Genomic DNA, 24,840 nt, shown 5'->3' with positions numbered 1-24,840 from the left:
ACGAGGCGCAAGGGCGCTGGTCGGAGGCACGGTGGGGGCCCGAGCTGTGGAGGTCATCATGAGCGGCACGAGCCAGCACGCGGCACGACGTGCGAAGGGCGACGAGGCGTACGAGGGTGGTCCCGTCCCGACGGGATGGGTCGGGTGGATCGTGTTCGCCGCCCTGATGCTGGTGATGCTCGGCATCTTCCACGTCATGCAGGGACTGGTCGCCCTCTTCCGCGACGAGGTGTACGTCGTCGGGTCCAGCGGGCTGGTGGTCAGCGTCGACTACACGTCGTGGGGCTGGACCCACGTCATCGGCGGCGCCATCGCCATCGTGGTCGGGGCCTGCCTCCTGGCCGGGCAGATGTGGGCACGCGTGGTGGCGGTGGTCGTGGCCCTGCTCAGTGCCTTCGCCAACATCATGTTCCTCCCGGCCTACCCGGTGTGGTCGATGATCATGATCGCTCTCGACGTCCTCGTGATCTGGGCCGTGACGGTGCACGGCGCCGAGGTGAAGTGACGGCCACCCACCTCACCCGAAGCGGATGAGGTACCCCTGCGGTTCGCCCGCCTAGCGTGCGCAAGGACCGACGCCGAGAAAGGGCACGAGATGAGCGACGAGATGGACGAGCTGGACCTGATGGGACCGGTCGACTACCTGGTCCTGGAGTTTCCGGGTAGCAGGATGACGGGCGAGGGCCTGCCGATGCTCCTCGACCTCGTCGACCGAGGGATCATCCGCATCCTCGACCTGGCCTTCGTGACCAAGGGCACCGACGGGTCCGTGGCAGGCATCGCGATCACCGACCTCGACGCCGACGGCGAGCTCGACGTCGCGGTCTTCGAGGGAGCACGCTCCGGGCTGGTGGACGACGACGACCTCGCCGAGGCGGGCAGCGTCCTCGAGCCGGGGAACTCGGCGGGAGTGCTGGTCTACGAGAACCTGTGGGCGGCACCCCTCGCCCGTGAGCTGCGTCGCGGTGGTGCCCAGATGGTCGCCAGCGGGCGCATCCCCGTGCAGGCGCTGCTGGCCTCCATCGAAGCGGCCGAGGCACAGAGCCCGCAGGCCACCGCCTGAGACCGATACGTGAGAAGAGGGAGAAGGACATGCCAGGTCTGTTGAGAGGTGTGGCGCGCACGGCCGTCGTCGCCGGTACGGCGACCGCGGTGTCCAACCGCGTCTCGCGGCGCCAGGCCGGCCGCTGGGCCGAGCAGTCGGCGGCGCAGGCGCCGCAGCAGTACGCACCCGAGCCGCAGTACGCCCCGCCGCCGCAGCAGTACGCCGCGGCGCCGCCTCCCGAGGAGGACCCGATCGAGCAGCTCAAGGAGCTCGCGGCCCTCAAGGAGCAGGGGATCCTCACGGAGGCGGAGTTCGCTCAGCAGAAGGCGCGCATCCTCAACCGCTGACGCGCCCACGGCCGCGGGCCGCCGGTCGGCAACCTGCCGCCGGGGGTCGGTGATCGGGTGATCGGCGACCGGGTGTCGGGCGGAGCGTCCGCACCACCGTGGAACATCCGACGGCCCTTGGCCGTCAAAGGAACCGCGGCAAGCCCCGAGATGCGGGGCCATCCCTTGGCTGGGAGCAAGCCTCGAAACCCCTGTCCACAGAACGCCGGTTTCCGGGGGTCCGTTGTCGGTGGTCCCTGATCCAATAGGACCCATGAAGACGCCCGCCGCTCCCGCTCTGCCGGACACTCCGGCCGAGCTGTTGCGCGCGGTGCGCGAGCGCAAGCAGGCCGCCGATCGCAACGACGTGGAGATGATGCGGCTCGGGGTGCACTGGGCCGACCTGCACCTGACGGACCCGGAGCACGCGGAGGCGTGCTTCACCTCCCCCAAGACCTTCGCAGGCGAGGGGTCCCCGTCGATCGATGAGTTCTGCGTCCCGGAGTTCGCGACCATGCTCGGTCGCACGTGCGACAGCGCGGGGCGGTTCCTGACCGAGTGCGTGGAGGTCGCCTACCGCCTCCCGCAGCTGTGGGGCGCAGTCCAGGCCGGACTGGTGGCGGGGTGGCGGGCGCGGGTGATCGCGCAGACCACCCTCGACCTGACGCTCGAAGCGGCGACCTACGTGGACTCGCAGGTGTTCTGGTGCGCCAACCGCCTCACCCCGTCCGCGTTGGGGCGGGTGGTGGACGAGGCCCGGGTGCGGCACATGCCCGACGCGCTCGAGAAGGCGCTGGAGAAGAGTGCGGACAAGCGCAACGTCACCTTCGACACCCAGCAGGTCTCCTTCGACGGCACCATGCACCTCGAGGCCGACCTGGAGATCCCCGACGCCCTCGCCCTGCGCGAGGCCGTCGCCTCGGGTGCGGAGCACCTCGCCAGGCTCGGCTCGACCGACACCGTCGACGGCCGCCGGGCCACCGCGCTGGGGGACCTGGCGCGCCGGCAGCTGACCCTCGGCTTCGACCAGACCGACGACACCGACGGTGGCGACCACGTGTCGGCGGTGGTCGGGGTGCGAGCCGCGAAACCGGCCGCGCCGGTGACGCAGATCGTCATCTACGCCCACCTGTCCGCCGACGCCATCACCGGCCTGGATGGGACAGGGTCTGGGACCGGGGAGGCACTGTGCGCCCGCGTCGAGCAGGCCGGCCAACGCCTGCTCTCGGCCGAGCAGATCCGCCAATGGTGCGGCCGCCCCGACGCCGCGGTCGTGGTCAAGCCGGTCATCGACCTCCGCGAGCGGCTGGAGACCAAGGGCTACACCCCGACCGCGGCGATGCGGGACTACGTGATCGTCCGGGACGGCACGTGCGTGTTCCCGTGGTGCGGCCGCAACGCCCGCCTCGGCGACATCGACCACATCGTCCCCTACGACCACGACCATCCCGACCGTGGCGGACAGACAAGCACCGACAACCTGGCCGCTCTGTGCCGGCGACATCATCGGCTCAAGACCAAGGGGCGCTGGCGCTACCGGATGACCGAGCCGGGTGTGTTCGACTGGACCAGCCCGCTGGGCTGGACCTACCGACGCGACCACACCGGCAGCCGGAGCACCGGCAGGGCCTGGCCCGAACCCGGGTCCGACGACAGCGACCAGCGGCACGGGCAACACGACGTCCCCGACCTGCACCCGCCGGACCAGTAGCCACCACGCCCCGCACCCCGCCACGGCAGCACGGCGGGGCCACAGGCGTGTCCGGGCCGAGCGCAGGAACAACGGAACGTCGGAGAACCGAGGAACGAGGCGTCTCGAAGGGCTCGCGCCTCCATCACCGGAGCTGGCTCAGGTGGGCTCAGTCGTCGGGGATCGTCAGGACCTCGACCACGGTGATGCCGAGCGAGCTGAGCAGATTGAGGACGCCCTGCAGCTCCTCCTGGTCCGCCACCCGACCCGTCAAGGTGGTCTGGGCGCGGTGGTGCCGGGGTGTGAGCTGGGGGAAGGCGCTCGACAGCTCATCGGTCAGGTCGGCGTCGACCCTGATCATCACTCTGGTGTCCACGGCTGTCGTCCTCCGCCACTCCGCTCGGCGTCCACCCCGCGTGCCCGACGGTAGGCGGCAATAGAGCCTCCGGGCCTCACCTCAAACGGGCGAAGCACGCGAGCTGTCCTCCGGGGCAGGGTCGGGTCCGTCGAAGGATCCCCGACCCCACAAGGAGAACCCCATGGCACACGGCACGTTGACGGTCTGGAAGTTCAACACCCCAGAAGGTGCGGAGGCCGCATCCCGGACCCTGCAGGACCTGGCCAAGAAGGAGGTCATCACGGTCCACGACGCTGCGACGGTGTCGTGGCAGGAAGGTGCGAAGAAGCCCAAGACCAAGCAGCTCACCCCGACCACCTCGGCCGGCGCACTGGGCGGGACGTTCTGGGGCCTGCTCTTCGGCCTGATCTTCTTCGTGCCACTGCTGGGGGCCGCGATCGGAGCAGCGTCGGGCGCCCTGGCCGGGTCCCTGTCGGACGTGGGCATCGACGACGCGTTCATCAACCAGGTACGTGACCAGGTCACCCCCGGCACGTCGGCGCTGTTCGTGCTGACGTCCGACGCGGTGATCGAGAAGGTCAAGGAGGCCTTCGCGGGCCACGAGCCGGACGAGCTCATCTTCGCCAACCTCGACCCGGAGCAGGAGGCGGCGCTGCGCGAGGTGTTCGCTGCGTCCTGAGGTCGGCACCCCGGTCGGCCCGACCCTCTGAACTGCGTATGGCCACGACGCCGACGTGCCCCCACACTGGGAGGCACGTCGGTCCGGGAGGGGCCGACCCACCACGAGGGGGCGCGATGGCGTCAGGTCCGAGGCACGTCTCGCGGCCTCGCTCGTCCTCCGACCCGCTCCCCCCGGGCCCCGGGCCGTCGGTGCCCGCCCCACGAGCCGTCGAGGACCTCGTCGCCCGCGGCGTGCCGGAGCCACCCGCGTCCTTCGTCCCGGTGCCGGGCGTCTCGGACTTCCTGGAGCGGGTGCCCGACATGCGCGTCAGCGTGGTGGTGTCGCCGGCCGGCACCGGCAAGACGACCATGGCGGCCGCCTGGGCGACGCGCGAAGCGAGTGACGTCCGGGTGCAGTGGGTCGACCTGGGGTCACTCGACAGGGTTGCTTCCGGCCAGCGCCAGCACCCCCTGTGGGGCGCGACGTCTCCACGGGACGACCCGACGCACGGCACCGCCCACGTCGTCGTCATCGACGACGCCCACCTGCTGACCACCGCGGACCGGGCGTCCCTGACGCACGAGCTGGAGGCAGGAGTAGGCGACACCCACTTCCTGATCCTGTCGCGCGACGACCTCTCCCTCGTCCCGGTCTCGCTCGAGCTCGCCGGCGACGTCCAGACCCTGCGCTTCCCCGAGCTGCGCCTCGACGATGCGACCGCCGCCGAGCTGGTGCGCCTCCACCACTCCTCGGCCACGCCGGACCAGGTCGCAGAGGTCGTACGACGCAGCAGCGGCTGGGCGGCTGTCCTGGTGCTCGGCGCCCGGTCGCTCCACGGGTCGGCCCCTCCCCCGCCGCTGAGCCGGGTGCCGTCGCACCCCATCCTCGACTTCGTCACCTCCGAGCTCGTCGACGAGCTGCCCGACCCGCTCGTCGAGGTGCTGGCGGCCACCTGCTGGCAGCCGGACCTCACCGACGAGGACGCCGTGGTGCTGTCGGGCGACGCCGGTGCACCCGACGAGCTGGCCGCAGCGGCCGCGGACGGCCTGGTGGTCTGCAGGGCGCACGGTGCCGGCCACGGCCGGTCCACCCGGTGGCGGGTGCACCCGCTCGTGGGCGAGGCACTGCGACGTCGCTCCGCCCCCGGCGGGCGCGGTCGGGCCGCCGTCGTCCGTGGCCACGAACGAGCGCTGCACCACTACGAGCGCACCGGCGACCTCGCGGCGGCGCTCCGCCACGCCACCTTGACCGGTGACGCGACCATCCAGCTGTCGACCCTCACCAGCCACGCCTTCGGCCTGATCGCCCACGATCGGGTCGCGCCGGTGCAGGAGGCCCTGGCCCACCTGCCGCCGGAGGTGAGGCAGTCGGATCGCAGCGCCCAGGCGCTCGACGCCTTCATCCTGCGCGGAGCGGGACGGTGGGAGGAGGCGAAGCGGCTCGCCGACCTGGCCCTGTCCCCCGTGCCCGTGGCGGAGCCGGGGCAACGACCGGACAGCAGGGACGCTGACCTCGCGACCGACCTCGCGATCCTGGACACCTGGCGCGCGAGGTTCGGGGGCCGACCCATCGGCCCCGCCCTGGTCCGCGCCTCGGCTGCGCTCGGCTGCCAGCACGACGCAGACCCCCCGGAGCTCGGTCACGACCCGCCCGGAGGCACCACCCTCCGGACGGGCTGGCTCATGGTGGAGACGGCCGAGCTCCAGGTGTGGGCCGACCAGCTGGACGCAGCGGCGGTGCACGTCCACGACGCGGCGCGCGTGTTCGCGACGTACGACGTCCCGCGGGTGACCACCGCGCTCCTCGTCGTCCGTGCGACGCTCGAGCTCGTCCAGGGTGCCTACCAGACCGCGCTGGGGACCGCGGACGACGCGCTCGCCCTGGCCGCGGAGGCCGGGTACCCGCCGACCGAGCTCAGGGTTCGTGCCCACCTCGTGCGCGGCTGGGCCAGGTTCCACGACTACGACGTCGAGGGTGCTCGCGCCGACCTCGCGGACGCAGTCGTTCAGCACGTGCCGCTCGACCCGCTCTCGCAGGGCTACCGCGACATCCTCGCCGGAAAGGTCGCCATGGCCGAGGGGGCCGTGGAGGAGGCTCGGCGACTGCTCGACGCCGAGGCGTTCGGTCCGCTCCCGCTCTACCTCGAGCGCCACCTGCGGATCGCGCGGTTCCGCGCGGCTGGCTTCATGGGCGACCTCCCCGCCATGGAGGCGGAGGCCAACGCCATGCGTCACGCGGGTCTCGAGTGGGAAGCGGTGCTCGTCCACGCCGTGGTGCTCGGCCTCGACGGGCACGAGCAGGAGGCCATCAGGATGCTCGACGCGCTGCTGGCCCGCACCGACTCCCGCGGCCGGCAGGTCGTGCGTCTCACCCCCGAGGTGGCGACCTTCGCCGCTGCCATCCGGGTGGCGCTCCTCCAGCGGCTGGGCACCGCGGACGCACTCGACAGGGCGGCGTCGCTCGTGCCGGACCTGCTCACCAGGACGGCGACGCACCGGCTGCTGTGGGTCCTGTCGGGGGGACGAATCGCCAGTCCGGCGTTCCTCGACCTCCTCATGGGCGAGGCGGCCAGGCCCGACGGCCACCCGTTCGCGACCGAGGCGCTGGAGACGCTGGCCCGACGGGAGCGTCCCTACCCCGCCGAGCTCATCGTGCGAAGGGATGACCTCGGCGCCGTCCAGGACCTCGGGGAGACCCTGGCAGTCGGCCTCACCCGGCGCGAGCACGAGGTCCTGCGCGCCGTCGCACTCGGGGGCTCCAACGCGACGGTCGGCACCTCGCTGTTCATCTCCGAGAACACCGTCAAGACCCACCTCGCCGCCCTCTACCGCAAGCTCGGGGTCCAGAACCGCGAGGAGGCGGTGGCGCAGGCGCGTCGGCTGGGTCTGGTGTGAGCCTCACAGGTTGGCCCATTTCGGGCGAACGCCCGCCCCCGGTCCGGGCCTAGCGTCGTGGGTGTCCGATCCCGGGCCGTCGGGGTCCGCCAAGGGAGGAGAGGCAGATGAGCACCTCAGGTCCGGGTCGCAGCTACAGGTCCTCGACGAAGGGTGCGGTGGCCGCCGGAGGCACGACCTTCGCCGGCATCATGCTGGCCACCGTGTCCGGCTTCGGCTTCCTGCAGGGCATCGCAGCCATCGCCAGCGACGAGGTCTTCGTGACCGGTATCGCCTACACCTACGAGCTCGACGTGACCGCCTGGGGCTGGATCCACGTAGGACTCGGCGTCGTCGGGCTCCTCACCGGCATCGGCCTGGTGATGGGGCAGGCGTGGGCCATGCTGATCGGCCTGGCCATCGCCCTCCTGAGCGCCGTGGCCAACTTCGCGTTCATGCCCTACTACCCCTTCTGGTCCTTGGCGGTCATCGCCTTCGACGTCTTCGTCATCTGGGCGCTGTGCCAGGAGCTGGCCCACGCGGACGAGGTCTAGACCACCCTCCTCACCCGGGCTCCTCACCCGTGGCGGGTGAGGTGGTCCCCGTCGCGGTCTTCCTAGCCTTCGTCGAGAGGGGCGTGCAGCAGGTGCTGCCGCCCGAGTGCCACGTGCACAGGCCGACAGGGGGACGAAGCACATGGTCCAGACCGAGCCGCAACATCGCACGCAACAACGTCCGGCCATCCCGGCGCAACGCCAGCGGCCCGAGGCCCCACGACTGCCCCGCACGTACGTCGCCCGCAAGCGCCTGTGGGAGCGCCTGGACGAGGTGGTGTCCGACTCCGCGGTGACCCTGCTGGTCGCGCCGGCGGGGGCCGGCAAGACGCTGGGCGTCGGCGGCTGGCTCCGGGAAGCGGCCGACGACGGCGACCCCCGTCACCGGGCCGTGTGGGTCCAGGGCGACCCCACCTGGGACGGCGAGGCGGTGGCGGCAGCCCTGGACGACGCCGCCATGGGCGTCCCGGCTCCCGCCCTGCTCGTCATCGACGACGCCCACCGGCTGCCGCCGTCGGCCATCCGCGTGCTCGACGACCGGCTCGGCGAGGCGCCCGACACGATGCGCGTGCTGCTCCTGAGCAGGTGGGACCTGCCGCTGAGCCGGCTGGTCCCGGAGCTGCTCGGCCACTTCAGCATCCTGCGGGGCGACGTCCTCCACATGGACGACGACGAGTGCGCCGCGCTGGTGACCGCGCACGCCCGGACCGACGCCCCGGAGGTCATCGAGGCGATCACCGCCTATGCCCGGGGGTGGTGCGCGGCGCTGGTGCTGGCCTCGCGGGCCGTCGCCTCGGCAGCCGACCCGGTCGCCGCTGCGCGGCGCTACACCGGGAACGACGCGCGGGTGGCCGACCGGCTGGCGAGCGGGGTGTTCTCCGCCCTGGGCCCACGGGAGCGGCACCTGCTGCTCTGCACGGCGACGGAGGGCGAGGTGTCCGGGTCGACGGCCGCCCACCTCTCCCACGACGAGCAGGCCGGTGAGCTGCTCGCCGACCTCGCGACGACCGGCTTCCTCGTCACCAGGGTGGGCGACGACCGGGCCGACCGGTCACCTCTGGACGTCGACCCGACCGGTGCCGCCGCCCACGAGGACCGCTACCGCATCCATCCGCTGCTCGCCGAGGTCGTCCGCCGACGCCTGGTCGCGGGGGGCGTGGACGTCTCGCGCGCCCGGGCGACCGTGCTCCGCGCCGTCCGGCTCGACGTGGCGCGCGGGGACACCGGCGACGCCTTCCGCCGGCTCAAGGACATGCACGACCTCGACGCGGCAGCCGAGCAGCTCGCCGCGGACGGGCACTCCCTCCTCGCGCAGGGCCAGGGCGGCGCCGTCCACACGTTCGCCCTGCACCACCCGCAGGTCATCGACACCCACCCCGGGACCTGGTACTTCCTGGCCCTCGAGCGATGGCTGGCCGACGACATCGACGCTGCCTCCCACTGGATGGAGCGTGTCCTCGCCGACGCCGACGGCCCCGCCGACGCGGACGAGGAGGCGACGCACGTGGCCCGGGTGGCGACGGTCCGCCTGATGCGCGGTCGGCTCGGGCTCGAGTCCCTCCTCCGAGCGGTCGAGCACGCCGAGGCGGTCGTCGCGCCCGACGTGGTCCACCTCGTGCCCCGCACGACCCTCGCGCACCTGCTCTGCGAGCTCGGTGCCTGCCAGCTCTGGCTGGGCAGGCTGTCCGCGGCGGAGGCGACCCTGGGCTACGCGTTCCGCACCAGCCGGGACAGCAACATGCCGCTGTACGCCGTGTCCGCGATGACGCAGCTGGCCACCTGCCTCTACCTCGCCGGCAAGGAGACGGCCGCGCACACTCTCGCCCTCGGGGCGCTCGAGGTCATCCGGCGCCGGAGTCCTGTCTCCTCCGGCTTCTCCGCCCACCGCGCCCAGCTCGTCGTACAGCTCACCCAGATGGCGACGCTGCCGCTCCCGTCGTCGCCCGACGACCTCCCGCCCCTCTCGGGGCCGGTGCACGCGTCGGACCTGACGACCGCCTTCTGGTCACGCATCCGGGACGCCCGCACGCACCTCCTGCGCGGCTCGGTCATGGACGCCGAGCGCGCGCTCCAGGCCGACCCGGGGGCTCCGGACCTCCCCGACCACCTGCGCGTCGCGCTCACCGTCGAACGCGGCTTCCTGGCCGCGCTGGCCGACGACCGCCACGGCCTGAGCGGACTGGTGGGTGACCTCGACCCGGCGGTCTGGCCGGGCGAGGCAGCCCTGCTGGAGGGACTCGCCGCGGACCTCGCCGGGGACCTGCGGGCGGCCGCGGACCACTTCGCCACGGCGTCCGAGGCAGCACGCATCATCCAGCCGCCCTGCCGGGCGCTCGCCCTCACGGCGCAGGCCCAGCTGCGGGACGCCCTCGGGGAGGCACCTGCTGCCCTGGAGCTGCTTCGCGAGGCACTCACCATCACCGAGGTGCGGCGCAACGCCGTGCCCTTCCTGGGCTGGAGCCGCCACGGCACCTCCGTCCACGTGCTCCTGGCCCGGCTGCACGAGCAGTCCACCGAGCCCTGGCTGGCCGAGCTGGTCGCGGCCACCGAGGGCATCCCGAGCATGACGACCGCGCTGGGCCCGTGGAACGCGACCGCCCGGGAGCGGACGACGACCTCGGTGGTCGTCCCCGTCCTGACCCCCCGCGAGCGCGACGTCCTCCGCGAGCTCGCCCGCGGGGCGACGTACGCCGACATCGCCGCCCAGCTCTACGTCTCGGGCAACACCGTGAAGACGCACGTCAGCAGCCTCTACTCCAAGCTCGCGGCGACCCGCCGCAGTGAGGCGCTCGCGACCGCTCGCAACCTCAACCTGCTGTGACCGCGGGCGGTGACCCGTGACCACCGACCGCCGGCCACCCGAAACGGGCGAAGCCGCCCACGACCCCGCGGTGCACGATGGCGGCGTCGGTCGCTCGAGCGCGGAGGTCACCATGTCGGACCCGGCCCGCCCCACGTGGGAGTACTCGAGGGAGACCCGCGCCACGCCCGCCGTCCCGTCGATGGCCACCGTCCTCGCCGACCACTGGGGCGTGGTGCTCGCCTCCGGCCTCCTGGCCCTCGGCCTCGGCCTCACGCTGGCGCTGTGGCCCGGGGAGACCCTGGTGGTGGTCACGGTCATCCTCGCCATCCAGCTCCTGGTCGGCGGCGTCCTCCGCGTCGTCGCCGCGGTGGCGGCGAGCGCCCTGGACACCGGTGTCCGCGCCCTCGTCGGCCTGTCCGGGGCGCTCGCCATCGTCGTGGGGCTGGTGGTCCTCCGGGACCCGGTCCGCACCCTGACCGCCATCGCCCTCGTGCTCGGCGTGTGGTGGGTGGTGTCCGGTCTCATCGACATCATCGGCGCGCTGGTGTCCCCCACCCCCGGCCGGCGCGGGATGGACATCGCCAGCGGGCTCGTCAGCGCGGTGACCGGCGGGTTCGTGCTGGTCGCCCCCGACCTCTCGTTCGGGGTGCTGGTGCTGGTGATCTGCATCTGGCTGTTCGCCATTGGCATCATCGCCGTCCTGACCGCCCTCCGGCTGCGCGCCGCCCGGCCCGGGTGATGACCTCACCGCACCCGGGCGGCCCGAGGGCCGACGACCACGAGTCCGTACGTCGGACGCGGCTGGCGCAGCGCCTGGCCGAGGCCGAGCCCGGGGGCCTGCTCTACGGAGCGCTCGTCTCGGCCTCGGTCCTCATCACGGCGAGCGCGCACATCGAGGACTACCAGCGCGTCGGGCTGACGACCCTCGCGGCGCTGACGGTCTACTGGCTGGCCCACGCCTACATCGGCGCCCAGTCGATGCAGTTCGACGGCGACTCCCGGCACGCCCTGCGACGGGTGGCCTCTGCGCTCGGTCACGAGTCGAGCGTCCTCAAGGGCGGCGTCCCCGCCATCGCGGTCTACGCCGGGTCCGTGCTGCTGGGCGCCGACAACGCCAACGCCGCCGGCTTCGCGGCGTACTGCTCCGTGGCCCTGATGGTGGTCGCCGGCTACCTCGCCGCCCACCGGGTCGGACGGCAGGGGCTCGCGCTGGCGCTCGACACCTCGATGGCCGCGGTGCTCGGCCTGCTGGTCATCATCGGCAAGGTGCTCCTGCACTGAGCCCGGCAGCTCCCGGCTCACCCTGCTCGGGTGAGCCACCCCGGCCGCGCGGGTGTGATCGTGCTGGGCATGGACACCGACCGCCCGCCCCTCGCGAACGACCCGCAGGCCGACGCCCCGCCGCGGCGGGTGTGGCGGGGCATGATCGCCTTCGCCTCCTTCATGCTCCTGCTGGTCGGGGGCTTCCACGTCCTCGGCGGCTTCGTGGCACTGCTCGAGGACGACGGCTACGCCGTCGCGTCCGACGACCTGCTGATCCCCATGAGCTACAACGCCTGGGGCATCGTGCACATGGCGCTCGGCGTCGGCATGGTCCTCACCGGGGTGGCGTTGTTCTACCGCCAGCCGTGGACCCGGTCCGCGGTGCCGGCCATCGCGTTCCTCAGCGCGCTCAACAACCTGGCGTTCCTGCCCGCCGCCCCTGCGTGGTTCGGCCTGATGATCGTGCTCGACATCCTGGTCATCTTCGCAGTGGTCGTGCACTTCGACGACGACCCCGACGACTGGTAGTCGGGTCCACCGAGGATCGCGCTAGCGTCGGGACGTGATCAACGACCTCGTCCTCGGAACGATGTACTTCGGCACCCGCACCGACCGGGCCACCTCCTTCGCGCTCCTCGACCGCTTCGTCGAGGCCGGCGGCACCACGCTGGACACGGCCAACTGCTACGCCTTCTGGGCCAGTGGCACCGGCCACGGAGGGCAGAGCGAGGCCCTGCTGGGCGAGTGGCTCCGGGCCAACCCGGGCGTGCGGGACGGTCTCGTCCTCGCCACCAAGGTCGGCGTCGAGCCCGTCGACGGTGGCGGCATCGAGGGCCTGGGCGCCGAGACCGTGCGCCGCGAGGCCGGCCGCAGCCTCGACCGGCTGGGCGTCGACCGGATCGACCTCTACTGGGCGCACGCGCAGGACCTCAACACCCCGATCGAGGAGACGACCGAGGCTCTCGGCGCGCTCGTCGCGGACGGCACCGTCGGCGCCGTCGGGTTCTCCAACCACCCCACCTGGCTGGTGGAACGCTCGCGTGCGCACGCCCGGGCCGCGAGCCTCGAGCCGGCGAGCGCCCTCCAGCTCACCACGTCGTACGTCGAGCCCCGTCCCGGCGCAGCCGTCGAGGGCAAGGACCACCGGTTCGGCTTCGTGACCGACGAGACGATCGACTACCTCGAGCGCAACGAGGGCATCGAGCTGTGGGCCTACAGCCCGCTGGTCCAGGGCAGCTTCGACCGCGACGACCGGCCCTTCCCGCAGGCCTACGACCACCCGGGCACCGCGGCGCGCCTGGCGGTGCTCACCGAGGTCGCCCGGGAGCACGGGGTGGCCCGCAGCCAGGTCGTCCTCGCGTGGCTGCTGCACCGTGAGCCGCAGGTGCGGCCCATCGTGGGCGTCAGCTCGCTCGAGCAGCTCGAGCCGGCCCTCGCGGCCGCGCGGCTGTCCCTCGGACCGGAGACGATGGCCCGGCTGGATCAGCCCGCGTAGTCGTCGATCTCGGCCAGGATCGTGGCCCGGACGTCCTCCGGCGCGAACGACGCCCGCACCGCCGCTCGGGCGAGGTCGGCGACGCCCGCCTCGTCGAGGTCGAGGAGCTCTGCGGCGACGGCGTACTCCCCGTTCAGCGTCGTGCCGAACATCGGCGGGTCGTCGGAGTTGATGGTGACCGGCACGCCGGCCTCGACGAAGGTCCGCAGCGGGTGGTCGTCGAGGGTCTCCACCGCGCGGGTGGCGACGTTGGAGGTCGGGCAGACCTCCAGCACGATGCCGGCCTCGGCCAGGTGGTCGAGCAGGTCCGGGTCGGTGACCGCCGACGTGCCGTGCCCGATGCGCTCGGCGCCGAGCAGCCGGACCGCGTCCCACACGGTCTCTGGACCGGTCGTCTCGCCGGCGTGCGGCACCGAGCGCAGCCCGGCCGCCCGGGCGGCGTCGAAGTGGGGCTGGAACTGCGGCCGCGGCACCCCGATCTCGGGGCCGCCGAGCCCGAAGCCGACGAGCGCGTCCGGCGCGTGGTCGAGGGCGTAGGAGAGCGTGGCCTCCGCGGCCGGGATGCCGCTCTCCCCCGGGATGTCGTAGATCCAGCGCATCACCAGCCCGAAGTCGCGCTCCGCCGCCACCCGGGCGTCCTCGAGCGCCTCGCCGTAGGCCTCGATCGGGATGCCCCGGAGCACCGAGGTGTACGGCGTGCAGGTGAGCTCGGCGTACCGCAGGCGCTGTTCGAGCGCCATCTCCCGCGCCACCTCGTAGGTCAGCACCCTCACGTCCTCGGGGGTGCGGACCAGGTCGACGACGGCGAGGTAGACCTCGATGAAGTGTGCGAAGTCGCGGAAGGCGAAGAACTCGCGCAGCTCGTCGGGGTCGGTCGGGACCCCGGCGGCGGGGTGGCGCTCGGCCAGCTCGGCGACGATCCGCGGCGAGGCGGACCCGACGTGGTGGACGTGCAGCTCGGCCTTGGGCAGGCCGGCGATGAAGTCGGTCAGGCTCACCTGCTCGAGTCTGGCAGCGCAGGCTCAGCCGTGCCGAATCGGCCTCACTGCAGGCCGGCCTCCAGGTTGGCCGCGACCTCGCCGATCGTCGAGCCGGGCACCGGCTCGCCGTCGAGCAGGACCGTCGGGGTGCCGGTGACACCGGCCTCGGAGGCCGCGCCCGTGGCGTTGTCCACCCAGCCCTCGAAGGCGCCGTCCTCGATGCCCGCGGTGACGGCCTCCTCCGAGGCGCCCGCCTCGACGGCCTTCTCGATCAGCCACTCGCTGCCGGGGTGGTCGCCGTCCTCGGCCGGCTGGTCGGCGTACACCGCGTCGTGGAACTCCTTGGCGACCTCGGGACCCTCGGCGTCCAGGACGACCGCGAAGGCGTTGGCCGCGTCCATCGAGAAGTCGCCGTAGCGGCTGAGGAAGTTGACCGGGCGGAACTCGACGCGTGCCCGGCCCTCCTCCACCGCCGCCGTGAGGGCGTCCCCGACCTCGTTCTCCAGCACGCCGCAGACCGGGCAGAGGAAGTCCTCGTAGATCACGACCTCGTGGGTGGCTCCCTCCTCGCCGACCGCGACGCCGTACTCCGCCGTGGCACCGGCCGGAGCTGCGGCGTCGTCGCCGGTGGAGTCGCGCTGGCTCTGGATGAAGAAGCCACCCGCGATGATGATGACGATGCCGGCGACCACCGCGCCGATCGTCAGGTTGCGGCGCATCCGCTCCTGACGCTCCTGCTCCGCCCTCAGGGCTGCGGCCCGGGCGGCGCGCTCAGCGGCCTTGTTGCGCTTCGACATCGAGTTCCCTCTCCGGTGTGTCAGTGGTCTGCCCCGACCGGGTCGGGGAGATGAGTGCGTCCAGGGACCAGCGGCTGCGCGGCCGGACCACCAGCCACAGCGAGGCCAGCAGCAGGCCGACGTCGCGGGCGATCTCGCCGGGATACTTCGCCGAGGCACCCTCGAGCTCGCCGCCGCCGCCGAAGCAGCCGCAGTCGATCTCCAGGCCCCGGGCCCACGCGGAGGCGATCCCGATGATGAACGCGACGAACAGCAGCGCCGAGACGACGGCCATGGGCCGGGTCAGCAGGCCCAGCACCAGGCAGAGGCCCACGACGCCCTCGAGGAGCGGCAGCACCAGCCCGACGGTGGGCACGACCGACTCCGGGAGCAGGTCGTAGGCGCGGACGGCCCGGACGCTGCCTGCGGGGTCGGGCAGCTTGATCAGCCCGGCCACGATCCACACGCCGCCGGTCACGAGCCGTGCGGCGAGCCCGATCCAGTCCTTCACACCCCCGACCCTAGGCGTCCTGCCTGAACCGCGCCTGAGAGCGCTGAAGCCCGGGACCTAGGTCCCGAGACGGCTGGGTAGTGTGGCTGCCTGTGAACGAGCGACTGGTGTGGATCGACTGCGAGATGACCGGCCTGGACCTGGGCGCCGACGCCCTGATCGAGGTCGCCGCCCTGGTCACCGACTTCGACCTCAACGTCCTGGGCGAGGGCGTCGACGTGGTCGTCAAGCCCCCGGCCGAGGCCATGGACCAGATGGTGGAGTTCGTGCGCACCATGCACGAGACGTCCGGTCTCCTCGACGAGCTGGCCAGCGGGGTCTCCCTGGCCGAGGCCGAGGAGCAGGTGCTGGCCTACATCCGGGAGCACTGCCCCGACGGCAGCCGTCCGCCGCTGGGCGGCAACACCGTGGCCACCGACCGGGCGTTCCTGGCCCGCGACATGCCCACGCTGGAGGGCTTCCTGCACTACCGCAACGTCGACGTCTCCTCCATCAAGGAGCTCGCCCGTCGCTGGTACCCCCGCACCTACTTCGCCGCTCCGGCCAAGCGGGGCAACCACCGGGCGCTCGCCGACATCCAGGAGAGCATCGAGGAGCTGCGCTACTACCGCGAGGCGGTCTTCGTCCCGCAGCCCGGCCTCGACACCCCCGGGGCCCGCGAGGTCGCGGCCCGGCACGCCGGCTCGATCACCGGACTCACGGGGGACTCCCCCGATTCCGGGCCCGAGGCCTGATTGCCCTACACTTCTCATCGATCTCGCCGCTCGCGCGGACGAGCATCGTGGTGGGTATAGCTCAGCTGGTAGAGCGCCGCCTTGTGGTGGCGGATGTCGCGGGTTCGAGTCCCGTTACTCACCCCAGTACCGAAGCCCCGGCGCGGATCGCGCCGGGGCTTCGTGCATCCCCGGGACCCTCGGCTCAGGCCGGCAGCCGCACCGTGAACTCGGTGCCCTGCCCGGGCTCGGACTCGACCGTGATGGTCCCGCCGTGCCGCTCGACGATCGCCTTGGCGATCGACAGGCCGAGCCCGCTGCCCTGGATGGCCCGCCCCCGCGCCGAGGAGGACCGGAAGAAGCGGGTGAACAGGCTGGCCTGCTCCTCGACCGGGATCCCCATGCCGGTGTCCTTGACCCGCATGTGCACCTCGTCGTCCTCGGTGGCGAGGCTGGTGGAGACCGCTCCCCCGTCGGGGCTGAACTTCACCGCGTTGCTCATCAGGTTGACCAGGACGCGCTCGAGCTGGTCGACGTCGCCCACGTAGGGCACCTCGCCGTCCGGCACGTCGTAGGCGAAGTCCACACCGGCCCGCTCGGCGGCGGGCGCCACCACCTCGTGGGCGGCCCGCACGACGGCCCGGAGGTCGAGGTCGACGTGGTGGTTCTCCAGGCCGCGGTCCTGCACCCGTGAGAGCACCAGCAGGTCGTCGATGAGCAGCAGCAGACGCCGGCTGTTGGCGTCGATGCGAGCGATGGCGGCGCGCTGCTCCTCGTTGAGCTCGCCGAAGCCGCCGTCCTCGAGCAGCTCGAGGTAGCCGGTGATGCTGGTGATCGGCGTACGCAGCTCGTGGCTGACGCTGGAGACGAAGGTGTCCTTGAGCTGGTCGACCTCGCGCAGCCGCTCGACCGAGGCGCGCTCCCGCGCCAGCGCCAGCTCGAGGGCACGCTGCGTCGCGACGCGCTCGGTGATGTCCTCGGCGGTCGAGACGTAGCCGGTGGGCCGGCCCTGGCTGTCGGTGACCTGCGAGAGGTTCATGAAGTGGATGCGTCGTTCACCGTCCTTGCGGACGAACTCGACCTCGAGGCCCCCGCGGCCCGGTTGCGCCAGCGCGCGTACGACGCTGGGGTAGTCGGCGGGCACGCCGAGGACGGCGGCGAGCCGCCGGATCTCCTCCGGGCGGTGGAAGACCGAGGGGAGCTCGCCCAGGACCTCCTCGGGCGCGTAGCCGAGCAGCGACTCGGCGCCGGGGTTCCAGAGCGTGATGCGTCCGACCTCGTCGGTGCCCACGATGGCGACGCCGCTGGCGTTGTCGACGACCCGGCGCACCGTCTCGGCCTCGGTGGCCGCGCGGCGGGCCAGGTCACGCTGCACCCCGGCAGCCAGCCCGAACGGGAGGGCGCTCAGCACGCAGGTCACCACGAAGAGCTGGGTGATCGTCAGCACCCAGTCCGGGTACTCGTCGCCGATCAGCGCGACCGCCCCGCCCTGCCCCAGGACGGCCGCCGCGCTGGCCCAGGTGGCCACCACCAGCACGCCGACGATGGTGTCGCGGAAGGGCAGCCGCATGGCCGCCCACCCCAGCGCCGGGATGACGGCCATCGAGATCAGCCCGGCGAGCTTGTCGTGGCCGGTGAAGCCGACGGTCATCACGGCCACGACGGCACCCCAGGTGAGGACCCGGCTCCAGCCGTCGACGACGCCGGGATGGGGGACGGTGTCGGTCACGAACGGCAGCAGCACGAGGTAGGACGACAGGTGGGCGAGGAACGTGCCCGCGGCCATCAGGCGCACGTCCGCCCCGAGCATCGCCGGTCCCGCGACCGTGAGCACCGCCGTCGCGGTCGCCGACCCCAGCAGGACGGCCAGGAGGAAGTCGCGGTAGTCGTCGATGTCGCGCAACCGGGGACGCTGCCCCGGGGGCGTCCGGCGCAGGAGCAGGGCCGCCGTCACGGTGGCGCCGCCCGTCAGTGCACCGCCCCACACCGCCGCCACCTGCCACGAGGCCCCCGCCAGGACGTACGCCGAGCCGGAGAGCGCCCCCAGGAGGGGCACGAGCCCCCACCAGGCGCGTCGGTCGGCCAGCACCAGCGCCGCCGCGGCGAACCCGACCGGAGCGCTCTCGCCGACGTGCCGGTCGGGCCACACGGCGCTCACCGCCAGGTGGACCACGACGGCGTACAACGCGACGCACAGGGCGCTGCGCCACGACCGCTCCCACGTCACCGGGCGAGAGTAACCGCCCGGCGTTGCCCGACGAACCTTCCGTCGGGTCTAGGTTGGCCGCGTGACTCCAGCCAAGACCAGCTATGACGTCGTGATCGTCGGGGGCGGGCACAACGCCCTCGTCGCCGCCGCCTACCTCGGGCGGGCCGGGCTCTCGGTCCTGCTCCTCGAGCGGCTCGACCACACGGGCGGGGCCGCCGTCTCGGTGAGCCCCTTCGCCGGACTGCCAGCCCGGCTCTCGCGCTACTCCTACCTGGTCAGCCTCATGCCCGAGTCGCTGATGGCGGACCTGGACCTCGACGTCACGCTCTCCTCGCGCACCACCGCGTCGTACACCCCGTGGGTCCGTGACGGGCGCCACGGCGGACTCCTCGTCGAGCGCCCCGAGGGCGAGGCCACGCGTGCGTCGTTCGCCGAGCTCACGGGGAGCGACGCCGAGTACGACGCGTGGCGCAGGTTCTACGCCGAGGTCACCGACCTCGCGCACGCCGTCGCGCCCACCCTCACCCGGCCGCTCCCCCACGAGCGAGAGCTGCGCGACGCCGTCGACCCGTCGATCTGGGACGACGTCGTCACCAACCCGCTGGGGCAGGCGATCGAGGCCCGCTTCACCGACGACACAGTGCGCGGCGTCGTCGGCACCGACGCGCTCATCGGCACCTTCGCGTCCCTGCACGATCCGTCACTGGTGCAGAACCGGTGCTTCCTCTACCACCTGGTCGGCAACGGCACCGGCGAGTGGCGCGTCCCCGTCGGCGGCATGGGCGCCGTGACCGACGCCCTCGCCCGCGCCGCCACCACGGCGGGGGCCGAGATCCTCACCGGGGCGGGCGTCAGCGCCATCCGCACCGACGGCGACGGCGCCGAGGTCGAGTGGCACGACGGCTCCGGCACCCGCAGCGTCCGTGCCCGCCGGGTGCTCTCGGGCGTGGCCCCCTGGGTGTTGCGGATCCTGCTCGGCGAGGACGCCGACCCCGGCACCAAGCCCGCCGGCTCGCAGCTCAAGATCAACTTCCTCCTGGACCGCCTGCCGCGGCTCAAGTCGGGAGCCGACCCGGCCGTCGCCTTCGCGGGCACGCTGCACCTGGCCGAGGACCACAGCCAGCTCGAGCGTGCCTACGCCGAGGCGGCCGCCGGCCAGGTGCCCAGCACCATGCCGGGCGAGGTCTACTGCCACTCGCTGACCGACCCGTCCATCCTGGGCGACCTCGCCGGGTCGGGCGCCCAGACCCTGACCTACTTCGGGCTCCACACGCCCGCCGCACTGTTCGAGGCCGACCCGGAGGGCGCCAAGCGGCTCGCCGTCGAGCGGGCCATCGCCTCGCTCGACGAACACCTGGTCGAGCCCATCGAGTCGTGCCTCATGCGGGACGCCGACGGCAACCCCTGCATCGAGGCCAAGGTCCCCCAGGACGTCGAGCGCGACCTGGCCATGCCGGGCGGGCACATCTTCCACGGCGACCTCGACTGGCCCTGGGCTCCCAACCGCTCGCGGCTGGAGACCGCCGCGCAGCAGTGGGGCGTGCAGACCGACGACGACGTGGTGCTGCTCTGCGGCTCCGGGGCCCGGCGCGGCGGGGCCGTCTCGGGGCTCGGCGGGCACAACGCGGCGCAGGCCGTTCTCGCCGACCTGGGGTGAGCCGTTCTCGATTTCACCCGCGCCGGGACGGCGTGTAGAGTTTCTCCTCGTTGCAGAGCACGCCCCAGGGCAGCTCTCGGCGGGCGCCATTAGCTCAATTGGCAGAGCAGCTGACTCTTAATCAGCGGGTTCGGGGTTCGAGTCCCTGATGGCGTACCAGACACGAAGGGCCGGTCCACTCAGGGCCGGCCCTTCGTCGTATCCACGGTGCCTCGCGGAGTCTCGGCGTCCTGTGTGTGGCTTCGGTGTCGCCCGGTGACACCGAAGCCACACCTTGCGGGACGTCTGGACCGCCGGCCCTGCCCCTCCTCCCAATTGGGGATGCGCGTGCAGACCGGGCGGACGGCGGCGAGCGGGCGTCCTAGCGTCGTACCGCCACCGGGGGACGTGGTGTCCCCTGCAGACCGAGGAGCCACGATGGCCATCACCGTGCACCTGCCGACGACCGACGCGACGCTGACCGACCGCATCACCCACGAGCGGGGCAAGTCCCTCTTCATCCGCGAGGGCTTCCTCTACGTCCAGGAGGACATGTACGCCGACGAGGCCGCCCACACGGTGGCGGCGTACGCCCCCGGCACGTGGGTGCGGGCCTGCCGCGACGAGAGCTGAGGACCGTCAGGCCGACGGCCCGGTGACCGACGTAGCCGTCGAGCCGCCGAGGTCCATCGGCGGCAGGCCGAGCTTGCGGTGGTCCCACGACCTCGTGCGGGCGACGTCGAGGCGGACGACGACCCGGTTGTGCATCATCACCTCGAGGAACGGGCGCAGGTCGTCGGTGTAGGGACCCTGGTAGCGCTCGAAGACCGCGAGGCACACGCGCTCGAGCAGATCGGCGTCGTCGATGACGACGCCCTCGCCCTCCAGCGCGACGCCCCGCAGCTGGTCGTAGGTGTGGCCGGCCTCGACGAGGAAGCTCATCCGGGGGTCGCGGCGCAGGTTGACGACCTTCTGCGACTTCGGCTTGGTCTCGAGCCAGACGTGACCGTCGAACCACGCGTACCACATGCCGACGAGGTGGATGCGGCCCTGCGGGCCGAGCGTGCCGACGGTGGCGTTGCGCTGCGCGGTGAGGAAGGCGTCCACCTCCTCCGCGGACATGACGACGGCGTCGCGCTGCTTCACGGGTGCCGGTCCTTCAGAGGTAGAGGCCGGTCGAGCCGGCGTCGAGGCGCTCGGCGGCCACCGCGTGCACGTCGCGCTCGCGCATCACGACGTAGACCTCGCCCTGCACCTCGACCTCGGCCTTGTCCGCGGGGTCGAAGAGCACCCGGTCCCCCACCTCGACGGCCCGCGCGTGCGGGCCCTTGGCGATGACGCGGGACCAGGCGAGCCGACGGGCGCCCATCGCGGCCGTCGCGGGGATGACGATGCCGCCGGACGAGCGGCGTTCCCCGGCCTCCTGGTCGACGTCGACCAGGATCCGGTCGTGGAGCATCTTGATCGGCGCGCGATCGCTCATGGCGCTGCCGGTCAGCGGGCGATCCTGCGGATGACCGCGAGGAGCACGAGGGTCCCGACCACCCCGCCGGCGACCTTGAGGATGTTGTCGGTGCGGGGCTCGCCCGTCTCGAGGTCCACGAAGTGCGCCTTCACCGAGGTCACCTCGCGGCCGACGATCGTCTTGGGGTGGGCGCGGTAGGCGAGCTGGTCGATCGTGTTCGCGAGACGTTGGCGCGTCTCCTCGATCTCACGTTCCAGCGAGCTCAGTTCGTTGGTCACGCCGGAAGGCTACCAACCGCGCGCGGGTCGAATCCCCACGGCAGCTCCAGCCGGTTGTCGCGCATCAGGGCCTCGTCGGTCAGCACGTCGAGCGTCTTCCCGTCCGCGACCACGGCGCCGTCGCTCAGCACGACCGACCGCGGGCAGAGCTCGAGGGCGTAGGGCAGGTCGTGGGTCACCATGAGCACGGTCACGTCGAGGCTGCGCAGGATGTCGGCGAGCTCGCGCCGGGAGGCGGGATCGAGGTTGGACGACGGCTCGTCGAGGACGAGGACCTCGGGCTCCATCGCCAGGACGGTGGCCACCGCGACCCGGCGACGCTGCCCGAAGGAGAGGTGGTGGGGCGGCCGGTCGGCGAAGTCGGCCATGCCGACGCGGTCGAGGGCGTCCATCACGCGGCGGTCGAGCGCGGCGCCCCGGAGCCCGAGGTTGGCCGGCCCGAAGGCGACGTCCTGGCGCACCGATCCGAGGAAGAGCTGGTCGTCGGGGTCCTGGAAGACGATGCCGACGCGGCGACGGATCTCGGCCATGTGTTGCTTGTCGACCGGGAGCCCGCTGACCGACACGCTGCCGGCGCCGGCGGTGAGGATGCCGTTGAGGTGGAGGACCAGCGTGGTCTTGCCGGCGCCGTTGGGGCCGAGGAGGGCGACCCGCTCCCCCTCGTGGACGTGCAGGTCGACGCCGAACAGCGCCTGGTGGCCGTCGGGGTAGGCGTAGGCGAGCCCCCGGACGTCGAGAACGGGGGTGCTCATGGTCGGCCCTCGGACGGCAACCGACCGTCGTACCCGCGGGAGAGCATCGCGAGGTGCACCCGCTCGCCGCGCTCGTAGGAGCGGATGAAGAGCGCGCCCATGGCACGGGCCAGCGTGGGCCAGTGCCGCGGCGAGCGCGGCTCGCACCCCCGGGACCTCATGGCCACCATCATGCGCCCCAGCTCCGCGGTGACCACGTCGAGGTAGCGGATCATGAAGCCCATGATCTGCACGACCAGGTCGGGCATCCGCAGGCGCGTCAGGCCCCGCAGCACGTCCTGGGGCTCAGTGGTGGCCGCGAGGGTCAGCGACGCGAGCACGCCGATGGTGCCCTTGACGAGCAGCGCGACGCCCGCGTGGAGGCCGGGCTCGGAGACCGTCAGGCCGAGCACCTCGGTGCGCGGGCCCTGGGCGATGAACGGCATCAGCAGGGCGAACACCGCGAACGGCACCTCGATGACCATGCGCGGCGCCAGGTAGGTCACCGGCACCCGGGAGAGAGCCACCACGCCCAGCAGGACAAGGGCCTCGGCCGCGAACGCGGCGTACCAGTCGTGGGGCGTGGCCACCACGACCAGCATGAAGCCCAGCAACGCCAGCAGCTTGAGGTGTGCCGGCGCCCGGTGGACGGGGCTGTGCCCGTGGAAGTGCAGGCGGTGCCCGTGCCCGGCGCCCATCAGACGCCGCTGTCGACGTGCTCGGCGGGGTCCGCCTTGTCCTGGCGGCGCCGCAGGGCCCAGAAGAGGCCGCTCGACAGGAGCAGCATCACGACCACGCCGATCACGCCGGCGAGACCGCCGCTGAGCCGCTCGTCCTCGACGCCCCGGGTGGAGTAGTCGGCCAGCGGACTGTCGGCCGTGGCGGAGTCCTCGGCGGAGTCGAGGAAGCCGGTCTGCTCCGCGACGTACTCGAGGCCGTCGGGGTGGGAGCTGGCGTAGTAGCTGGCGACACCCGCCACCAGCAGGCACACCAACAGGCCGAGCGCGAGGAAGGTGCGCTGCTTCATCGGACGGGGCTCCTGATCTCGAGCTCGCGGGTCTCCAGCGCCGGGAGCGCGCCACGCACCAGGTCGGGTCGCGTGGCGACCACGCTGGCGACCACGAGGCCCGTCACCACCGCCTCACCGATGCCGATGACGACGTGCCAGGTGACCATCGCGCCCAGGACCGTGCCCGGGTCGACCGGCGCGTTGCCCCCGACGGCGAACAGGAGCGAGAAGACGGCAGCGGCCGCGGGGACGCTCGCCAGGGCACCGATGGCGGCGGCCGGGACGACCGAGGACGTACGACGCGGCAGCAGCCGGCGGACCAGGACGAAGACGCCCCAGCCGACCCAGACCCCGACGAGCGCCATCAGCGTGACGTTGGTGCCGAGCGCGGTGATGCCTCCGTCGGCCATCAGCAGGGCCTGCACGAGCAGCACGACGCTGATGCAGAGCACCGCGGACCACGGCCCTACGAGCACCGCGGCCAGCGCTCCGCCGAGGAGGTGGCCGCTGGTGCCGGCCCCGACGGGGAAGTTGATCATCTGGGCGGCGAACACGAAGGTCGCCACCAGTCCCGCCATCGGGGCCGTGCGGTCGTCGAGCTCGCGGCGCGCGCCGCGCAGCGCCAGGGCCACTCCGGCGACGGCGACCGCACCGGTCGCCACGGACGTCGGGGCGTCCAGGAATCCGTCGGGAACGTGCACGCTGGCCTCCTGGAGCGGTGGGTAGATTGCGGGTGGACGGGGCTCCCCCGAACCACCGTCCACCCTGCTTCACCACCTTATTGCATGCTGTTTGCAACAACCAACTGCCCGCCTGAGGAGCCCACGGATGACCGACCGCCTCGCCCCCGGCGACGCCGCCCCCGACTTCACCCTCACCACCGACACCGGCGACCAGGTGAGCCTCTCCGACCTGCGCGGGCGGAAGGTGATCGTCTACTTCTACCCGGCCGCCATGACGCCCGGCTGCACCAAGCAGGCGTGCGACTTCACCGACTCGCTCGACTCCCTGCGCGGGGCCGGCTACGAGGTGCTCGGGGTGTCCAAGGACAAGCCCGCCAAGCTGGCGAAGTTCCGCGAGCGGGACGCCCTCACCATCACCCTGCTCTCCGACGAGGACCTCGCCGTCCACCAGGCGTACGGCGCCCACGGCGAGAAGAAGCTCTACGGCAAGGTCGTCGAGGGGGTCATTCGCTCCACCTTCGTCATCGACGAGGACGGCAAGGTCGAGGTCGCGCAGTACAACGTCAAGGCCACCGGCCACGTCGCCAAGCTGCGGCGGGACCTCGGCCTCGATTGACGGTCCGGGATGTCGGTGCGCGCCCGTAGCGTGCCGCCATGGGGAAGCGGTTCGTAGACTGCGTTCGCACCAGCCGAAGTGGTGGAACGGCAGACACGCGGCGCTTAGGACGCCGTGCCCCCGGGCGTGCGGGTTCGAATCCCGCCTTCGGCACCGACCGAAAGC

General features: G+C 72.5%; 28 protein-coding genes and 3 tRNA genes. 19 read left to right on the top strand and 12 right to left on the bottom strand.

Annotation, left to right across the window (positions count from 1 at the left end; all coding sequences use genetic code 11):
• Positions 1-58: 58 nt before the first annotated feature.
• The 4 genes from DAI17_RS03410 (at position 59) to DAI17_RS03395 (ending at position 3,082) form a co-directional block, all read left to right on the top strand.
• Positions 59-505, top strand: a complete 447-nt coding sequence (locus tag DAI17_RS03410) for a DUF7144 family membrane protein (protein WP_199904911.1) — start codon at positions 59-61, stop codon at positions 503-505.
• Between the two features lie 90 nt (positions 506-595).
• Complete coding sequence (locus DAI17_RS03405) at positions 596-1,063, top strand: DUF6325 family protein (protein WP_234412150.1); 468 nt, start codon at positions 596-598, stop codon at positions 1,061-1,063.
• A 29-nt stretch (positions 1,064-1,092) separates the two neighbouring features.
• The gene (locus DAI17_RS03400; RefSeq protein ID WP_107771445.1) at positions 1,093-1,392 is read left to right on the top strand and encodes an SHOCT domain-containing protein; all 300 of its coding nucleotides are present in this window, start codon (positions 1,093-1,095) and stop codon (positions 1,390-1,392) included.
• A 253-nt stretch (positions 1,393-1,645) separates the two neighbouring features.
• Entirely contained in the window at positions 1,646-3,082 is a 1,437-nt protein-coding gene (locus DAI17_RS03395) for an HNH endonuclease (RefSeq protein WP_107771444.1), read from the top strand.
• Between the two features lie 148 nt (positions 3,083-3,230).
• Here the strand turns inward: DAI17_RS03395 and DAI17_RS03390 are convergent, their stop codons facing one another.
• Positions 3,231-3,437 carry a hypothetical protein gene (locus DAI17_RS03390; RefSeq protein WP_159081329.1) on the bottom strand — a complete coding sequence of 69 codons (207 nt, stop codon included), beginning with the start codon at positions 3,435-3,437 and terminating at the stop codon, positions 3,231-3,233.
• Between the two features lie 163 nt (positions 3,438-3,600).
• Here DAI17_RS03390 and DAI17_RS03385 point away from each other — a divergent pair, with 163 nt between their 5' ends.
• From DAI17_RS03385 to DAI17_RS03350, 8 genes are all read left to right on the top strand, one after another.
• Positions 3,601-4,098, top strand: coding sequence for a DUF1269 domain-containing protein (locus tag DAI17_RS03385; protein ID WP_107771442.1), 498 nt, complete (start codon positions 3,601-3,603; stop codon positions 4,096-4,098).
• A 191-nt stretch (positions 4,099-4,289) separates the two neighbouring features.
• Positions 4,290-6,974 carry a LuxR C-terminal-related transcriptional regulator gene (locus tag DAI17_RS03380; protein WP_107771441.1) on the top strand — a complete coding sequence of 895 codons (2,685 nt, stop codon included), beginning with the start codon at positions 4,290-4,292 and terminating at the stop codon, positions 6,972-6,974.
• A 107-nt stretch (positions 6,975-7,081) separates the two neighbouring features.
• A complete protein-coding gene (locus DAI17_RS03375) occupies positions 7,082-7,507 on the top strand; it encodes a DUF7144 family membrane protein (protein ID WP_107771440.1) in 426 nt (141 codons plus the stop codon).
• Between the two features lie 142 nt (positions 7,508-7,649).
• Positions 7,650-10,328 carry a helix-turn-helix transcriptional regulator gene (locus DAI17_RS21480; RefSeq protein ID WP_107771439.1) on the top strand — a complete coding sequence of 893 codons (2,679 nt, stop codon included), beginning with the start codon at positions 7,650-7,652 and terminating at the stop codon, positions 10,326-10,328.
• 112 nt (positions 10,329-10,440) lie between these two features.
• A complete protein-coding gene (locus DAI17_RS03365) occupies positions 10,441-11,049 on the top strand; it encodes an HdeD family acid-resistance protein (RefSeq protein ID WP_159081328.1) in 609 nt (202 codons plus the stop codon).
• Positions 11,049-11,591: a hypothetical protein gene (locus DAI17_RS03360; protein ID WP_107771437.1), complete on the top strand. Its 543-nt coding sequence runs from the start codon at positions 11,049-11,051 to the stop codon at positions 11,589-11,591. The genes DAI17_RS03365 and DAI17_RS03360 overlap by 1 nt, the downstream gene beginning before the upstream one ends.
• Positions 11,592-11,621: 30 nt before the next feature.
• Positions 11,622-12,101, top strand: coding sequence for a DUF7144 family membrane protein (locus DAI17_RS03355; protein ID WP_159081327.1), 480 nt, complete (start codon positions 11,622-11,624; stop codon positions 12,099-12,101).
• Between the two features lie 34 nt (positions 12,102-12,135).
• Complete coding sequence (locus tag DAI17_RS03350; RefSeq protein WP_234412148.1) at positions 12,136-13,068, top strand: aldo/keto reductase; 933 nt, start codon at positions 12,136-12,138, stop codon at positions 13,066-13,068.
• Here DAI17_RS03350 and DAI17_RS03345 read toward each other — a convergent pair.
• From DAI17_RS03345 to DAI17_RS03335, 3 genes are read right to left on the bottom strand one after another with little or no spacing between them, the layout of a single operon-like run.
• Positions 13,056-14,066, bottom strand: a complete 1,011-nt coding sequence (locus DAI17_RS03345; protein ID WP_234412146.1) for an adenosine deaminase — start codon at positions 14,064-14,066, stop codon at positions 13,056-13,058. The genes DAI17_RS03350 and DAI17_RS03345 overlap by 13 nt on opposite strands.
• A 44-nt stretch (positions 14,067-14,110) precedes the next feature.
• Positions 14,111-14,845 (bottom strand): DsbA family protein, encoded by a 735-nt coding sequence (locus DAI17_RS03340; protein ID WP_107771435.1) that lies wholly within the window; start codon positions 14,843-14,845, stop codon positions 14,111-14,113.
• Positions 14,820-15,335 carry a MauE/DoxX family redox-associated membrane protein gene (locus tag DAI17_RS03335; protein ID WP_107771434.1) on the bottom strand — a complete coding sequence of 172 codons (516 nt, stop codon included), beginning with the start codon at positions 15,333-15,335 and terminating at the stop codon, positions 14,820-14,822. The genes DAI17_RS03340 and DAI17_RS03335 overlap by 26 nt, the downstream gene beginning before the upstream one ends.
• Positions 15,336-15,427: 92 nt before the next feature.
• Between DAI17_RS03335 and orn the strand changes: the two genes are divergently transcribed.
• On the top strand, positions 15,428-16,069 hold the full coding sequence (gene orn / locus DAI17_RS03330) for an oligoribonuclease (protein WP_107771433.1): 642 nt from the start codon (positions 15,428-15,430) through the stop codon (positions 16,067-16,069).
• 50 nt (positions 16,070-16,119) lie between these two features.
• A tRNA-His gene (locus tag DAI17_RS03325) sits at positions 16,120-16,195 on the top strand.
• 58 nt (positions 16,196-16,253) lie between these two features.
• Here DAI17_RS03325 and DAI17_RS03320 read toward each other — a convergent pair.
• A complete protein-coding gene (locus DAI17_RS03320; RefSeq protein WP_107771432.1) occupies positions 16,254-18,275 on the bottom strand; it encodes an ATP-binding protein in 2,022 nt (673 codons plus the stop codon).
• A gap of 61 nt (positions 18,276-18,336) precedes the next feature.
• Here DAI17_RS03320 and DAI17_RS03315 point away from each other — a divergent pair, with 61 nt between their 5' ends.
• The 3 genes from DAI17_RS03315 (at position 18,337) to DAI17_RS03305 (ending at position 20,526) form a co-directional block, all read left to right on the top strand.
• Positions 18,337-19,914, top strand: a complete 1,578-nt coding sequence (locus DAI17_RS03315; protein WP_107771431.1) for a phytoene desaturase family protein — start codon at positions 18,337-18,339, stop codon at positions 19,912-19,914.
• An 83-nt stretch (positions 19,915-19,997) separates the two neighbouring features.
• Positions 19,998-20,073, top strand: a tRNA-Lys gene (locus tag DAI17_RS03310).
• A gap of 258 nt (positions 20,074-20,331) precedes the next feature.
• Entirely contained in the window at positions 20,332-20,526 is a 195-nt protein-coding gene (locus DAI17_RS03305; protein WP_107771430.1) for a hypothetical protein, read from the top strand.
• A gap of 6 nt (positions 20,527-20,532) precedes the next feature.
• Here DAI17_RS03305 and DAI17_RS03300 read toward each other — a convergent pair whose 3' ends face one another.
• From DAI17_RS03300 to DAI17_RS03275, 7 genes are read right to left on the bottom strand one after another with little or no spacing between them, the layout of a single operon-like run.
• Positions 20,533-21,039, bottom strand: a complete 507-nt coding sequence (locus DAI17_RS03300) for a pyridoxamine 5'-phosphate oxidase family protein (RefSeq protein WP_234412144.1) — start codon at positions 21,037-21,039, stop codon at positions 20,533-20,535.
• Positions 21,040-21,052: 13 nt separating this feature from the next.
• Positions 21,053-21,376 (bottom strand): GroES family chaperonin, encoded by a 324-nt coding sequence (locus tag DAI17_RS03295; RefSeq protein WP_107771429.1) that lies wholly within the window; start codon positions 21,374-21,376, stop codon positions 21,053-21,055.
• Positions 21,377-21,387: 11 nt separating this feature from the next.
• On the bottom strand, positions 21,388-21,636 hold the full coding sequence (locus tag DAI17_RS03290) for a DUF3618 domain-containing protein (protein WP_107771428.1): 249 nt from the start codon (positions 21,634-21,636) through the stop codon (positions 21,388-21,390).
• Entirely contained in the window at positions 21,633-22,388 is a 756-nt protein-coding gene (locus tag DAI17_RS03285; RefSeq protein WP_107771427.1) for an energy-coupling factor ABC transporter ATP-binding protein, read from the bottom strand. Before DAI17_RS03285 ends, DAI17_RS03290 begins: the two co-directional genes overlap by 4 nt.
• Positions 22,385-23,065 (bottom strand): cobalt ECF transporter T component CbiQ, encoded by a 681-nt coding sequence (gene cbiQ, locus DAI17_RS03280; protein ID WP_107771426.1) that lies wholly within the window; start codon positions 23,063-23,065, stop codon positions 22,385-22,387. The genes DAI17_RS03285 and cbiQ overlap by 4 nt, the downstream gene beginning before the upstream one ends.
• Complete coding sequence (locus DAI17_RS21185; protein ID WP_199904910.1) at positions 23,065-23,394, bottom strand: PDGLE domain-containing protein; 330 nt, start codon at positions 23,392-23,394, stop codon at positions 23,065-23,067. Before DAI17_RS21185 ends, cbiQ begins: the two co-directional genes overlap by 1 nt.
• A complete protein-coding gene (locus DAI17_RS03275) occupies positions 23,391-24,077 on the bottom strand; it encodes an energy-coupling factor ABC transporter permease (protein WP_199904909.1) in 687 nt (228 codons plus the stop codon). Before DAI17_RS03275 ends, DAI17_RS21185 begins: the two co-directional genes overlap by 4 nt.
• Before the next feature lie 127 nt (positions 24,078-24,204).
• Here DAI17_RS03275 and bcp point away from each other — a divergent pair, with 127 nt between their 5' ends.
• Both bcp and DAI17_RS03265 read left to right on the top strand, forming a co-directional pair.
• A complete protein-coding gene (gene bcp / locus DAI17_RS03270; RefSeq protein ID WP_107771425.1) occupies positions 24,205-24,675 on the top strand; it encodes a thioredoxin-dependent thiol peroxidase in 471 nt (156 codons plus the stop codon).
• A 72-nt stretch (positions 24,676-24,747) separates the two neighbouring features.
• Positions 24,748-24,828: transfer RNA gene (locus DAI17_RS03265), tRNA-Leu, on the top strand.
• Positions 24,829-24,840: the final 12 nt, after the last annotated feature.

This window comes from Nocardioides sediminis (assembly GCF_003047295.1).
Lineage (GTDB): Bacteria > Actinomycetota > Actinomycetes > Propionibacteriales > Nocardioidaceae > Nocardioides > Nocardioides sediminis.
This window is presented reverse-complemented; position numbering and strand designations above follow the sequence as displayed.